13 protein-coding genes are annotated in these 13,741 nt (G+C 56.3%); 9 read left to right on the forward strand and 4 right to left on the reverse strand.

Features of this window, described 5'->3' with window-relative positions; all coding sequences use genetic code 11:
* Window positions 1-46 precede the first annotated feature (46 nt).
* Entirely contained in the window at window positions 47-802 is a 756-nt protein-coding gene (locus tag CFT68_RS12920) for a 5'-nucleotidase C-terminal domain-containing protein (protein WP_088843974.1), read from the reverse strand.
* 318 nt (window positions 803-1,120) lie between these two features.
* Here CFT68_RS12920 and CFT68_RS12925 point away from each other — a divergent pair, with 318 nt between their 5' ends.
* The 7 genes from CFT68_RS12925 (at window position 1,121) to CFT68_RS12950 (ending at window position 10,211) form a co-directional block, all read left to right on the forward strand.
* Window positions 1,121-2,899, forward strand: a complete 1,779-nt coding sequence (locus tag CFT68_RS12925) for a methylmalonyl-CoA mutase family protein (RefSeq protein WP_088843975.1) — start codon at window positions 1,121-1,123, stop codon at window positions 2,897-2,899.
* Between the two features lie 135 nt (window positions 2,900-3,034).
* Window positions 3,035-5,155 (forward strand): methylmalonyl-CoA mutase, encoded by a 2,121-nt coding sequence (gene scpA, locus CFT68_RS12930; RefSeq protein WP_088843976.1) that lies wholly within the window; start codon window positions 3,035-3,037, stop codon window positions 5,153-5,155.
* 29 nt (window positions 5,156-5,184) lie between these two features.
* Window positions 5,185-6,138, forward strand: coding sequence for an SIR2 family NAD-dependent protein deacylase (locus CFT68_RS12935; protein WP_088843977.1), 954 nt, complete (start codon window positions 5,185-5,187; stop codon window positions 6,136-6,138).
* Window positions 6,139-6,149: 11 nt separating this feature from the next.
* Window positions 6,150-6,911 carry a nucleotidyltransferase family protein gene (locus tag CFT68_RS21540; protein WP_141106545.1) on the forward strand — a complete coding sequence of 254 codons (762 nt, stop codon included), beginning with the start codon at window positions 6,150-6,152 and terminating at the stop codon, window positions 6,909-6,911.
* Between the two features lie 8 nt (window positions 6,912-6,919).
* Window positions 6,920-7,360: a hypothetical protein gene (locus tag CFT68_RS12940; RefSeq protein ID WP_088843978.1), complete on the forward strand. Its 441-nt coding sequence runs from the start codon at window positions 6,920-6,922 to the stop codon at window positions 7,358-7,360.
* Window positions 7,361-7,894: 534 nt separating this feature from the next.
* Window positions 7,895-8,287 (forward strand): YybH family protein, encoded by a 393-nt coding sequence (locus CFT68_RS12945; RefSeq protein ID WP_088843979.1) that lies wholly within the window; start codon window positions 7,895-7,897, stop codon window positions 8,285-8,287.
* A gap of 481 nt (window positions 8,288-8,768) precedes the next feature.
* Window positions 8,769-10,211 carry a Gfo/Idh/MocA family protein gene (locus tag CFT68_RS12950; protein WP_088843980.1) on the forward strand — a complete coding sequence of 481 codons (1,443 nt, stop codon included), beginning with the start codon at window positions 8,769-8,771 and terminating at the stop codon, window positions 10,209-10,211.
* A 153-nt stretch (window positions 10,212-10,364) separates the two neighbouring features.
* On the opposite strand, the gene CFT68_RS12955 is transcribed toward CFT68_RS12950, so the two are convergent.
* Window positions 10,365-10,820, reverse strand: a complete 456-nt coding sequence (locus tag CFT68_RS12955; RefSeq protein WP_088845071.1) for a VOC family protein — start codon at window positions 10,818-10,820, stop codon at window positions 10,365-10,367.
* A gap of 357 nt (window positions 10,821-11,177) precedes the next feature.
* Here CFT68_RS12955 and CFT68_RS12960 point away from each other — a divergent pair, with 357 nt between their 5' ends.
* Together CFT68_RS12960 and CFT68_RS12965 are read left to right on the forward strand one after the other, a co-directional pair.
* Window positions 11,178-11,474, forward strand: coding sequence for a hypothetical protein (locus CFT68_RS12960; protein ID WP_088843981.1), 297 nt, complete (start codon window positions 11,178-11,180; stop codon window positions 11,472-11,474).
* A 282-nt stretch (window positions 11,475-11,756) separates the two neighbouring features.
* A complete protein-coding gene (locus tag CFT68_RS12965; protein ID WP_088843982.1) occupies window positions 11,757-12,464 on the forward strand; it encodes a porin family protein in 708 nt (235 codons plus the stop codon).
* Between the two features lie 64 nt (window positions 12,465-12,528).
* Here the strand turns inward: CFT68_RS12965 and CFT68_RS12970 are convergent, their stop codons facing one another.
* Window positions 12,529-12,936: a DoxX family protein gene (locus CFT68_RS12970; RefSeq protein WP_088843983.1), complete on the reverse strand. Its 408-nt coding sequence runs from the start codon at window positions 12,934-12,936 to the stop codon at window positions 12,529-12,531.
* Between the two features lie 38 nt (window positions 12,937-12,974).
* Window positions 12,975-13,481 (reverse strand): ankyrin repeat domain-containing protein, encoded by a 507-nt coding sequence (locus tag CFT68_RS12975; protein WP_088843984.1) that lies wholly within the window; start codon window positions 13,479-13,481, stop codon window positions 12,975-12,977.
* Window positions 13,482-13,741: the final 260 nt, after the last annotated feature.

Genomic DNA, 13,741 nt, shown 5'->3' on the forward strand with positions numbered 1-13,741 from the left:
GATGGCTGATGAGCGGCTAGCCGGAAGCTTCCGCCCTACCGGCCTCTTACTTCACGCGGCCTTCTACTTTGGCCTCAATGAGCTTGCCTTGCTTGGTTTGCTCTCGAATGGCTTCGATGAAGGCGCTACGGAGCAGCACATTGGTGTGGCGGAACTTAACCGGCTTGAAGAACACCATATTGTCGCCGCCCGTGGCCAGGTAGTCAGAAATGGCGATGGTGTATGTCCGGGTCAGATCCAATGGTTTGCCGTTGATAAGCAGGTTTTGGGGCTTGCCCTCCGGCGAAACCGTGAATGCAGCTCCTGAAACGGGCATTTTGGTGCGCGCGGCGTAGTCGAACAACTCTTGCACTACAGGGCCGGGAGCATCTATCACCACCAGCTCATTCTCAAACGGCATGAGCTCAAAAATAGAGCCTACCGTAACGGGGCCGGCCGGAATAGGAGCCCGTAGGCCACCATTCGACATCACGCCCAGGTCAACGGGCTGGCCAATCTCCTTGCTGGCCCGCATCCGCTGAATGTCGGACGTGAAGTTGGAGAGCGGCGACTCGCCGTTGTTCTTCGTGATGGCCACGGGAGCGGTGCCAATTACCTCGGTCATCTGGGCCGTTACGCGCTGGCGGTAGGGCTCAATGGTGGCGGCGGCCGTCGGGTCGTCGGGGATGGATTTGCCGACGGGCAGGCCCGTTACGGGCGCTAGCTGCGCTTTAGGCTGGTAAACAGCGCGCTGGCAGGCCGGCGCCAGAGCTACGGCCGTTAGCAGGCCCAGGGCCGCCACGCGAGAACGAAGGAAGTGCATCAGGTTCAGAGGGGAAATGAAATCCGAGGGGCAAAGATACGGCACCCGCGCGGGAGTTGCGCGGCCTAGGCCAGTACCCGGAAGCAGCCGGTGGCAAAACAGCCCGTGGCGGGCGCCAGTTCAACGCGCCTTATCTCGGGAGTTAGGGCCATTAATCAAGGAGCTTGGCTGATCAGTATCGGTCTGTATACTTCATCTGTTGAAAGCCTGATTATGGCAAGTGGCCTAGGCCTCTCTGGCAAACACCTGTTTATGCCTCCGAAACGGTATCTTTAGCCCGCTTTCCTTTGCCTGATTTCCACCCCACCCCGCCGAATTATGGCCGATTCGCCTAGCTCCACCCCGGTTTCCTTTTCTGAGTTTGAAGCCGTCACGACCACGCAATGGCAGGAGCGCATTCGCCGAGACCTGAAAGGACAGGACCCGGCCACGCTTACCTGGAATACTCCCGACGGCCTCACCCTGGAGCCCTTTTACCACCGCGAGGCGCTGGACTCACTAGGCGGCGCGCCCACGCCCCTAGTGCGCACGGCTTCGGCCTGGCGCAACGTGCCTACCTACACCGTCCCGTCCGGCGACCGGGGCCACGCCGCCATCAGCCGCGCCGCCGAAGGGCTGCGCCGCGGGGCTGATGGGGCCCACTTCCTGCTCTCAAATGCGGCTGCGTTTGATGTGGGCTACCTGCACCAGCAAATGCCACTGCACAGCGCCTATGTAGGCTACTCCATGCGGAGTGGCCTAGGCGAGCTGGTGCAGCGCCTGCAGGAGCTGGAGCTCACGCCCCGGGGCTTTGTAGTCCTCGACCCCATTACGTGCCACGCGCCCGATATGTCTGCGCAGTTTGGTGAGCTTCGGAAGGCAATGCTGCTGGCGCAGGGCTGGCCGGAAATGCACGTTGTGGGCATCAACTCGGCGTATTACGCCGACCGCGGCGCCACCATTACGCAGCAGATTGCCTTTGCGCTGGCCACGGCGGCTACGTATCTGAGCGAGCTGCCAAAGGACGAGCTGACGGTGGAAATGGTAGCACGCAGTCTGCATCTGCATGTGGGCATCAACCCGAATTATTTCTTTGAAATAGCGAAGCTGCGGGCCTTGCGTCGCCTGTTTGCCACGCTGCTACAGGCCTACGGCGTACCCACTGAGCTTGCGCAGGAGCTGCCTATTTTCGCCAGCACCTCTTCCTGGAGCCAAACCACGCTCGATCCGCACACCAACCTGCTACGCGTAACCACCGAGGCCATGAGTGCCGTGTTGGGCGGGGCTACGGCCGTGAGCGTAGGCCGGTTTGATAGCTTGTTTCATGAGTCGAGCGAGTTCTCGGAGCGGCTGGCGCGCAACCTGCCTATTCTGCTCCGCGAAGAGGCCTACATGGGCCGCGTGCAGGACCCAGCGGCCGGCTCCTATTACCTCGAAACGCTTACCGACCAACTCTCGCACCAAGCCTGGACTTTGTTTCAGAAGATTGAGGCCGAGGGTGGCCTACCGGGCGCTACGGGGCTGGTGCTGCAGGAGCTGCACGCCTCGGCGCAGGCCCAGTTCCGGCGCATCGCCAACGGCGAGCAGGTGGTAGTGGGCACCAACAAATTCCAGAACCCCAACGAGCAGTTCGACTACAACCCCAAGCGCCTGCTGCGCAGCCGGGAGTTCGATAGCACCCGCGCTACCTACCCTACGGAGGTGCTGCGCCTGGCCACGGCCATGCACTTCGACCGCCGCGAGCGGAAAAAGAAGCGGGCAGCCCTGGTGCTGCTGGGCGCCCACACCAACCAGCATATTCTGGAGTCGTTTCTGGAAACGCTGCCGCGCATGGAGCGGCCGGAGCTGCGCGATGCCCACCCGGAAAGCACGCTGTCGGTGCTGTTTTCGTCGGCGGAGGAGGCTACGCTGATGTACGCCACGCCGGAGCAGTTTGGGCGCCTGGCGCGCGCCATCAGCCACGTCCCCATTGATGAACCCAACTTCCTGCCCCCTGCCCTGCTCACCGCCGATCTGCCTACCATGCAGGAAGCCATCCGTGTGTTTGGCTTCAAGGAATTCACCGTGCAAGGCTACAGCACCGAGGACGTACTGGCCCGTTTGCAGGGGAAGAAGTAATTAAACCACCGTCATGCTTGATCTAGCGTCCGCTTGCCGAAGCCTCTCTCCCGCTTCGTCCTCACGTTTGGAGTTAGCTAGAGGTAGAGATGCTTCGGCAAGCTCAGCATGACAACAAGCACCACACGATACCCGATGAAGCCCGACTTCTCTCAGATACTCTACGACGCAGCCCAGCTGCCTGCGCCACCCGCCGAAACCACTGAAACCATCACGCCGGAAGGCATTCCGCTCAAGAATTTTTACACGGCGCACGATGTGACTGGCCTAGGCCACCTCGGGTTCGGGGCGGGTGTGGCGCCGTACCTGCGCGGGCCGTACGCCACCATGTACGTGCAGAACCCCTGGACCATCCGGCAGTACGCGGGCTTTAGTACGGCCGAGGAATCCAATGCTTTCTACCGTCGCAACCTGGCGGGCGGGCAGAAGGGCCTTTCGGTGGCGTTTGATTTGGCCACTCACCGGGGCTACGACTCCGACCACCCGCGCGTGGTGGGCGATGTGGGCAAGGCCGGCGTGGCCATCGACTCAGTGGAGGATATGAAGATTCTGTTTGAGCAGATTCCCTTGGATCAGATGTCGGTGAGCATGACCATGAACGGGGCGGTGCTGCCGGTGCTGGCTTTTTACATTGTGGCGGCTGAGGAACAAGGTGTAACGCCCGAGAAGCTAGCGGGCACTATTCAGAACGATATTCTGAAGGAGTTCATGGTGCGCAACACCTACATCTACCCGCCCCTGCCGAGTATGCGCATCATTGCGGATATCTTCAGCTACACGGCGCAGCACATGCCCAAGTTCAACAGCATCAGCATCTCGGGCTACCACATGCAGGAAGCCGGAGCCACCGCCGATATTGAACTGGCCTACACCCTCGCCGATGGCCTGGAGTACGTGCGCGCCGGCCTCGCGGCGGGCATGACGATTGACCAATTTGCGCCTCGCCTGTCGTTTTTCTGGGCCATTGGCATGAACCACTTCATGGAAATTGCCAAGATGCGCGCCGGCCGCCTGCTGTGGGCCAAGCTCATTCAGCAGTTTCAGCCCCAGAACCCCAAGAGCCTGGCCCTGCGCACGCACTGCCAGACCTCGGGCTACTCGCTCACCGAGCAGGACCCCTTCAACAACGTGGCCCGCACCTGCATTGAGGCCATGGCCGCGGCCCTGGGAGGCACCCAGAGCCTGCACACCAATGCCCTCGACGAGGCCATTGCCCTGCCCACCGACTTCTCGGCCCGCATTGCGCGCAACACCCAGCTCTACCTCCAGCACGAAACCGACATTACCCGCGTGGTAGACCCCTGGGGCGGCTCTTACTACGTGGAAAGCCTCACCCACGAGCTGGCCGACAAAGCCTGGGCCCTGATTCAGGAAGTGGAGGAGCTGGGCGGCATGGCCAAAGCCATTGAGACTGGCCTACCGAAGATGCGCATTGAGGAAGCCTCGGCCCGCAAGCAGGCCCGCATCGACTCGCACAAGGAAATAGTGGTGGGCGTGAACAAGTACCGCCCCAGCGAGGAACAGAAGATTGACGTGCTCGACATCGACAACGCTGCCGTGCGCGAGTCGCAGATTGCGCGCCTGAACCAGATTAAGGCCGAGCGCGATGGCGCCACCGTGCAGCAGGCCCTGGATGCCCTCACGGAAGCAGCCCGCTCCGGTAGCGAGAACCTGCTGGCGCTGGCCATACAGGCGGCTCGCTTGCGCGCTACGCTAGGTGAAATTTCCGATGCCCTGGAGAAAGTATACGGCCGCCACCAGGCCACTATTCGCGCCATTTCGGGCGTGTATTCTGCCGAGATGAACTACGACGAGGAATTCGCGAAGGCCCGCCAGGCTGCCGACGACTTTGCCGCCAAGGAAGGCCGCCGCCCCCGCATGATGGTGGCCAAAATGGGCCAGGACGGCCACGACCGAGGCTCCAAGATCATTGCCACCTCCTTCGCCGACGTGGGCTTCGACGTGGATATTGCGCCCCTGTTCCAAACCCCCGACGAAGTAGCCCGCCAGGCCGCCGAGAACGACGTGCACGTGGTGGGCGTGAGCAGCCTCGCCGCCGGCCACAAAACCCTAATTCCGCAGCTCATTGAGGAGCTCCGGCAGCTCGGCCGCGAAGACATCCTCGTCATTGCCGGCGGCGTCATCCCCGCCCAGGACTACGACTTCCTCTACAACGCCGGCGTTGTCGGCGTGTATGGCCCCGGGACGGTTATTGCCGTGGCAGCGCAGGAGATATTGGAGAAGTTGGGAGAGTAGTTATATATTAAAATCTAAAATATATTAAAATGGCTGCTGCTCGGAGAGACATTAAGAGAAAGGAAACTAATGTAGGGCCTTACATTAGGAAGGAATATCCTTCTTCTGATGAAAATTTTGAAAATTTAGTACACAACTGGACACACCTAAAAGATGATATTGTTCTTTTCTTAGGAGCCGGGGCCTCTATTGGAGCTAAGAATATTGACAATGAATTTCTTCCTAGTGCTTATGAATTAAGAAATGAGATATGGAAAAAATTTATGCTCCGACCCGACGAGAAAGACACATATGATTTTTCTGAGCTAACACTGATGACATTAGAAAATGCCGCTAGTTTAGCTCAAATAAAAGGCTCAAGGAGGTTACTTGAAAACTTTTTGGCTAAAAGGTTTCAAGTAGATAAAACTTTGTGGCATCACTCAACCCTCAAATACTTATATCCAAAATCCATATTCACTACAAATTATGATAATTTGATAGAAATTGGATATAGACACTCTAATTCGAATCACCCACCTATTCATCCAGTTTTCAATAATAGTCCCCAGCTTAACAACAAACATGTGCCGTTGTATAAACCACATGGATCAATCGAATTTCCAAATGCAAATGTAAAAGAAGGAGGCTTTGTTATTACACAGTTCGATTATTACGAAATTATCAAGAGCAGGAAGGAAATGCTAGAAAAATTCTTGACCGATATACAAGATAAAACTGTTATTTTTATTGGATATAGTTTTATGGACTTAGATATTTCTTCAATACTCTACAATTTAAATAGATCAGCCAATTGCCAATGCTGGTACGCTGTATTTCCAAGAAATGATGCTGATGTCAGAAATATGCTTCGCGAAAAATTTGGAATAAGGCAGATAAACAGAACATTTTTCGATTTTATTATCGATCTAGATGAAGCTATTGACTTCATACCTAGCGAACAAAAATTTAATAAAGTAGATTTAAGCTTTTATCAGAACTAAAGCACAAACTAATGACAGCTTCGGATCAATATATACTTGAAGTAATTGCACGCAGATCAGTTACCCCTGTGCACCTAGGAGACGCGCGACTGTATTCCATATTATCTATTATCAGAAATTGGGCTGGCAGTGCTCTAAATGACATAAAACTTTCTGGATCTTCAGCTAAAAACTTAGTTGTACAAGGTCAGCCAGACACGGATATATTTATATCAATAAAAAGTTCCTCGGATGCCACACTTAAAACCATATACGAATCATTAAATAGCACGTTGAGGTCTAATGGTATTATAGCAAGTAAAAGAACAGTAGCTCTTAATATTAATTATAATGGACTGGACATAGACCTAGTACCAGGGAAAGTACAACCCGGATATAAAATTTGGCACAGCCTTTATAATTCCGAATCAGATAGCTGGCTCCAAACTAATATAGATGAGCATATTAAAATAGTAAAGAATTCAGGCAGGGATCAAGAAATACGAGCTATCAAGATCTGGGCAAAGCAAAACCAATTAAAATTTCCTTCACTATACCTTGAATCTCTGGTTATAGACGCATTGTACAACAGAAGCAAAGAAAATTTAGCCACCAACATATTCATAGTATTCAAATTTCTAAATGAAAACGTCGAATTAAGAAGAGTGGTTGACCCAGCTAATACGAATAATGTTTTATCATCCTATATGCTTACAAGCAGAGAAAAACAAAACATTGCTAAAGCAGCAGGAAAGGCATATAATGAAAATTATTGGAATAACATCATAAATTAATTATCTGAATGCGCATTGACGAAATAGACCAGGAAGACGCGGATATTGACTGGTTTGCCACGGATAGCAACGGCTATATCCTGCACGTGGCTTCCGGAGGCGGGATACTGCCCGAATCGGTGGCGGCTTCTCAGGAGGCGCTGCTGGAGCTGCATCAGTATTTCCTGACGCGGCCGGCTAGCGGTTCGGCGGAGGCGGTACAGCTGGAAGTGGGGGCCGATGAGAGCAGCTACCCCGGCGCGGCGCGCTATGCCCAGCGCGGCCTGTTTTCCTTCGCCAAAGCGCGCCTCCACGAGCGGGCCGATTCGCGGTATTACGTGGTGGCTAGGCCAGTCAAGCCGCTGACAGTGGCGGACCTGCCGGAGCGCATTGCCGCGCTGCTCCAAAAAACCTGGCTGCCTGGCTCGGTAGCCGACCTGACTACCCTGGACGTTTCCAGTATCTCATAGTACCCTGGTGCTAAACGAACGTCATTCCGAGCGCAGTCGAGGAATCTCGTGTGCTGACTCTGCTTGTTACTTCGCACGTCATCCTGAGCCCAGCGAAGGATCTACTCACGTGAGAGCGACTGGCCTAGCGCCTCGTGCTGACGTGAGAAGATCCTTCGCTGGGCTCAGGATGACGTGCTGTTGTGTGGGGTTGTCATGGCAACGTCATTCCGAGCGGAATTCCTCGGCCAGCTCGGAATGACATTTTAAGAGAATACCGATTTTCAGCAAGTACTGGTTTCCTCCCCTACTCGCAGTGCCACGCCGCCCGAGCCGACGCATAGCTTTCTTCGCCGGGCCCTACTCCACTTCGGCTGCTAGGCCACTCCACAGTCTGCAAGAACGGCTAGGCCAGTGGAGGTCGCCAGAAATAGAGCAGGTATGAGGCTGGCACTGAAAAGAAACTCCTCGCTCGATATATAGAGGTTCGCCTGAATAGTGTACCTTCTTGTCAGTCTTAAGCCCTTGTTGTACCACCCTCAACCCCACCACTCTATGGATGCATTGACGACAACAATTATGGACGAGATTCGGCAAGCCAACAAAACCTTCGAGCAGACCTTCGGGAAAGGCGACGGCATGGGCATGGCCCGACTCTATACTTCCGATGGTATGCTGCTACCCACCGGCAGCGAGCCTGTGCAGGGCCACGAGGGCATTGCCGCTTTCTGGCAGGGCGCCATGCAAATGGGCATCAAAGAGGCCAACCTGCGCTCCGTGGAAGTAGAGCAGCTGAACCCCGATACGGCCATCGAAATGGGCAACTATCAGCTATTCGGCCATAATCATCAGATCCTCGACCACGGAAAATACGTGGTGGTCTGGAAACACGAAGGCAACAATTGGAAGCTGCACCGCGACATCTGGAACAGCAGCCAGGGGGCCTAGCGCCCCGTTAGGCTCACGTTTTTGGGGCCGCCTCACTTATCAGGTAAGACGGCACACGGCCCCAAGCCCCTATGCTGAACCGGCTCGCCCTACGGCGGGTCGGTTTTGGTTTGCACGGGGCTCAGCAACAGGAATGCCTCCGGCTATTCAAACTCAGTTGGTGCAGCAGAGCAGATAGCGCATTAAGCAAGCGCCCGAAGAATCTGCAGCTCTGCTTACTGGCCTAGCGAGGGAAACCACTGGATAACCCAGGCTTCGGGATGGGGCAAGTCAGCTTCAGAGTGGCCTAGGGACGCCATGGAGCGGGAAATAGTCGCTCAGAATTGGTGGCTAGGCAACACGCGCGGCGGTGTTAGGGATTGTACCTGATTTTGCTACCTTATGGCTCTTATCCTATTTGGGCCCAGGCAGATACGTGGGCCAGCTCACCCCGGCGCCTGGCGGGCGGTGGGTTTCTGTTTCGTTGCTATATCCATTTCGTATGAGCCAAGTTCCTCCCCAGCCCTCCCGGCGCGAATTTATTAAGCAGGGTGCCGCCGCCGTAGCCACGTTCATGATTGTGCCGCGCTTCGTGCTGGGGGGCAAAGGCTACACCGCCCCCAGCGACCAGCTGGTCATTGCCGGCGTGGGGGTTGGCGGCAAAGGCGAAAGCGACCTGGCCGCGTTTGCTAAAACCGGAAAAGTGCGCATTGGCTACCTCTGCGACGTAGACGACCGACGGGCGGCCAAGTCCAGGCAGGCATTTCCGCAGGCGAAGTACTACAAAGACTGGCGGCAGCTGCTGGATAAGGAAGCCAAGAACTTCGATGCCGTGTCGGTGTCTACGCCCGACCACAACCACGCTCCCGTGACGCTGGCCGCCATGCAGCTGGGCAAGCACGTGTACGTGCAAAAGCCCCTCACCCACGACCTCTACGAAGCCCGCGCCCTGACGGAAGCCGCCCGGCGCTACCCCGTGGTGACGCAGATGGGCAACCAGGGTGCCTCCGGCGACGGCGTGCGGCAGCTGCAGGAGTGGTACGATGCCAACCTCATCGGGAAAGTGCACACCGTGTACTGCTGGACCGACCGCCCCGTGTGGCCCCAGGGCATTGCCTGGCCAACAGGGGCCGCCACCGTGCCGCCGGAGCTGGACTGGGACCTGTGGCTGGGCACGGCGCCTTTCCGCCCCTACGTAGATAAACTCGTGCCCTTCAACTGGCGCGGATGGTGGGAATACGGCACCGGTGCCCTCGGCGACATGGGCTGCCATCTGCTGGAAGCGCCCTTCCGGGTACTAGGCCTGCAATACGCCAGCGCGGTGCAGGCCAGCGTGGGCAGCGTATATGTAGATGAGTTTAAGCGCGGCTATTTCCCCGAGAGCTGCCCGCCTTCCAGCCACGTCACGCTCACGTTTCCGGCCACCAAAAAGAACAAGCGAGAAGTTACGGTGCACTGGATGGACGGCGGCATTCAGCCCGAGCGCCCCGAGGAACTGGGCCCGAATGAGCTGTTTGGCGATGGCGGCAACGGCATTCTGTTTGTGGGCAAAAAGGGCAAGATGATGGCCAGTACCTACGCCGCCGATCCGCGCCTGCTGCCTCTCTCTCGCAATCAGGAGGTGGAGGTGAAGCCCACGCTGGCCCGCGTGCCGGACAGCGCCAATGGGCACTACGCGCAGTGGGTAGAAGCCTGCATTGCCGGCCACGGCAAGCAACCAGTTAGCTCCCCCTTTGAAACGGCCGGCCCACTGACGGAAGCCCTACTAATGGCCAACCTTGCTATCCGGGGCTATGATTTGCAGCGGCCCAAAACCACCGGCCCCGGCTTCGACTATCCCGGCCGCGGCATTGAGCTGCTCTGGGACCCGCAGCAGCTGCGCGTCACCAACTTCGACGAGGTGAACCGTTTCGTGAAGCGCGACTACCGGCCCGGCTGGCAATAACCAGACGCAGCTGTTCTATCACGTCATGCTGAGCTTGTCGAGGAATCTCGCGTGCTGACGTTGCCAAAGTAATCCAACATCAGCACGCGAGATGCTTCGGTCCCTGGCTTGATGCGCCACATGCTCGGAATGACGGGCTTTTTCTGGTTGACTTTAGAATCGGTCGTCGTTGACTTCTATCCAGAAATTATCGGGGTCCTGCAGATATACCTGTTTTACGCCATCGGGGCGGGTAGTTAGTTGCTTTGCTTCGCCGGTCCAGCTGCCGTACCGCGTGGTAGCCTGGTCGAGGTGGGCCATGAATTTCTGCATGTCTTTCACCCGAAAGGCCAGATGCGTGTCTTTGGCGTGCTCCTCTACTGCGGCGGCACCCTGAATAAGGTGGAGCTGGCTGTGCCGTCCCATCCGTAGCCACACGTGCCGGCCGTCTTTGAAAGGCTCCGGGATTTGCTGCAGCCCTAGCACATTTCGGTAGAAATCCGTGCTTTTCTGCAAGTCGTGCACATACAGGGCCACGTGGTTGATGGCGGGGCGCGTTTGAGCAGTTGCCCAGTAGGAATTGACGAAGGCCAGTACCAAGATAGCGGCGCGCAGAGGGTGGTATCTCATCATCAGAGTGGCTACGTTTCGGGTGGGCCGACTAGTGTCTACGCGGCTGGGCAGGAAGTGGAAAGATGAACTGGCCTACTGAACAGGAAGCACTGCAAATCAGGCCTCTACATTTCTCATCGGCTCCGTTGCTGAGGGCTAGGCCAGTTGCAGCGGTAAAGTAAAGAGGTGCTTCGGGGGGCGCACGTGCAAGATGTTATTTTTACGCGGTTCTTCTATAGGCTCTGCTGTTCTTATACCCATGTGCCGTTACTGGCCCTGCTGGCAAACGCAGCTCACCCGTGAAGTGGCCTACGACAGAAAACAGCAGCTGCGGACGGAGTTTCGTATAGGTAGCTCCACCAACCAACCCTTCCCATGAAGAACGACACCGATACTTTCTCCACCGGCCCAGCCGGCGTAGTGGCCCAGATAGAGCACGATGGCCAGCACCTGACGGTGGTGAAGCTTCAGGAAGCCTATATTCAGCAACCGGCCGCCTTGGAGCAATATCTCAGAAACCGCCTAGGCCTGTCCTCGGATGCGTTGCTGCTGGTGTTGCCCAGCGAGGGCGCACCGCTCCTAGACCAGAGCCCCGCAGAGCAGCTCTACAATCACTTCCTCTCCACTAACACCGCCGCCGTAGTAGAGCAGCCCTGGCAGCCCCTGACGTAGGCCGCATCCCGCTTCTGGAGTGGCCTAGAACGACAACTATCATCTCTTGGAAAACAAGACCGAGGAGTAGCCACATCCTTGGTTTACCAGAAATAGCAACATTTGGATCAACCCGCTATGCTTTGCTTAGGCTTAGGATGACGGGCTGATACCTTGGGTTCAGTGTACTCTGCATGGCACTCCTTTTTCTATTCAAAAACAGCTACCTTTTGCCCAATTAATTCGATCCATATACCAACTGCTACGCATTCTACTATCCCTTACATTATTCGGCTTTTCTTTATGCTTAACACTTCTGCTCTATTCCTAGGGGTGGTACTGACGGGTACGCTAGTGGCTTCCGCAACCCAGGCCCAACACCTGCAAGAGGTAGGTGTAGCGGGAAGCTTCAACGTCAATCAAACCTGGGCCAAACAACGCACACTAACGCTGGGCAGCTCCACTCTGTACACCGACACCGACAGGGCCCGCGATGATGACACTGGCAACCGGGCCAGCCTGTATGCTCGTGTAGGGCTCGGGAAAGGCAGCTTTTTTGTGCAGCCGGAAGTGGCCTACACGAGTGTGCTGGGCAATCAATACACACTAGAGTTTCCGCGGGGCTACTTTAGCTATGCCCACCGAATTCGGCGCCTGGAGGTGGCTGCTTTAGCGGGCTATCATCTCACGGATAAGTTCTATCTGGTAGCCGGTCCAGTGCTGGCAGTCAATAAGCGCGAAAAAACAGTACTGAACGGCCTGGAGAGCTGGCAACCGGCCTACACCAGCCTGGAAACCAGCCCTGAGCATGTGCAGTTGCTAGGGCAGCTAGGCATGGGCGTGAGGCTTTGGCGCTTCGACGTAGGTGCCCGCTACGAGCACAGCCTCACGCCCTACACTAAACATCTCCGCTTCGATAACCAGACTTACGCCTACCAGCAAAGCACCAATCAGTATATACTCTCAGTGGGATTTTTGCTCTTCGACAAAAACCTCCCCTGGAAGAAATAAAGCCTCCAAACGCCAAACGGCCAGACTTGCGTCTGGCCGTTTTGTTTTTAGCAGGACAATAGGCCTACACGCCAGCGCTGGCCGGCCGGCGCGAGCCAAGCATATTATCAATGCTCCAGATGCCCGCGCCCTGGGCCGCGATGTACAGGAACACGAAGCAGAATACTACGGCCAGCTCGCCCTTGTTCACAATGGGCAGTGCGTGTTGTGGGGCATGGGCCATAAAATAGGCTACGGCCATCAGGCCGCTGGCCAGGAAGGCCGCAATGCGCGTCAAGAAACCGACCATGATCAAGAGGCCACCCACCAACTCAATGATGCCGGCCACGCCCATCAAAGAGGCAATTTCTACGGTTTGGCCGTCTCCGGGGACACCGAGTAGCTTCTGGCTGCCGTGCATGGCGAACAGGAGGCCTACCACAATGCGGAGCAGAGCATAAGCATATGGGGCATAAGCGTTAGCGCGGTCCATAGGAAGTATAGTTTTGAGTGAGGTAGCGGCCGACTGGCCTAGGAAGGCTGATGCCCAAAATGCTTATCGAAAATCTGCAGTGCTTCTTCGTTGCCTTGCTGCACGGCGAGGTCGGGGGCAGTGAGGCCGCGCACATCTTGCACGTTGATGTCGGCGCCGGCCTGCAGCAATATGGGAACGATGTTGTTGCGGCCGAATAAGGTGGCAAACATGAGGGCGGTGCCGCCGTTGCCGTTTTGCACATCTAGCTGGGCACCGTGCTCAATGAGGAGCCGGGCCACCTCCGGGTAGCCCTTGAAGCTGACGCCCATCAGGGCAGTATTACCGGATACGTCTTGAACGTTGGGGTCGGCGCCGGCTTGCAGCAGCAAACGGGTAGCTTCCAGCTGGTCGTCGTAGGCGGCCACAATCAGCGGCGTGAAGCCTTTGCCATTCTGGATATTCACATCCAATCCGCTTGCAATAAGCTCCTGCAGGTGGCCTACATCGCCTTTTCGGGCGGCATCAATCAGCAAATCTTCGGGCCGGGAAGAAGTAAAATCCATAAAAACAGGGAAGCAGGTTAGTATACGAGTCAGCTCCTTAGTACGGCAACGCTGAAAAATGGATTGCCTGTACTTGCCACGCGCTGCTAGTGGCCTAGCAAGGCTCCCTGCTCAGATGATGTTGCACATCAAGCAAAGAAGAGTTGGGGCTGATTGAACAATCGTTGAACGTCAATAAGCTCACAGCACGTCATCCTGACCAAGGAAGAATCTTATTACGGTGCACGAGGCGCTAGGCCAGTTGTTCAGTCGTGAGAAGA

Source organism: Hymenobacter gelipurpurascens (genome assembly GCF_900187375.1).
Lineage (GTDB): Bacteria > Bacteroidota > Bacteroidia > Cytophagales > Hymenobacteraceae > Hymenobacter > Hymenobacter gelipurpurascens.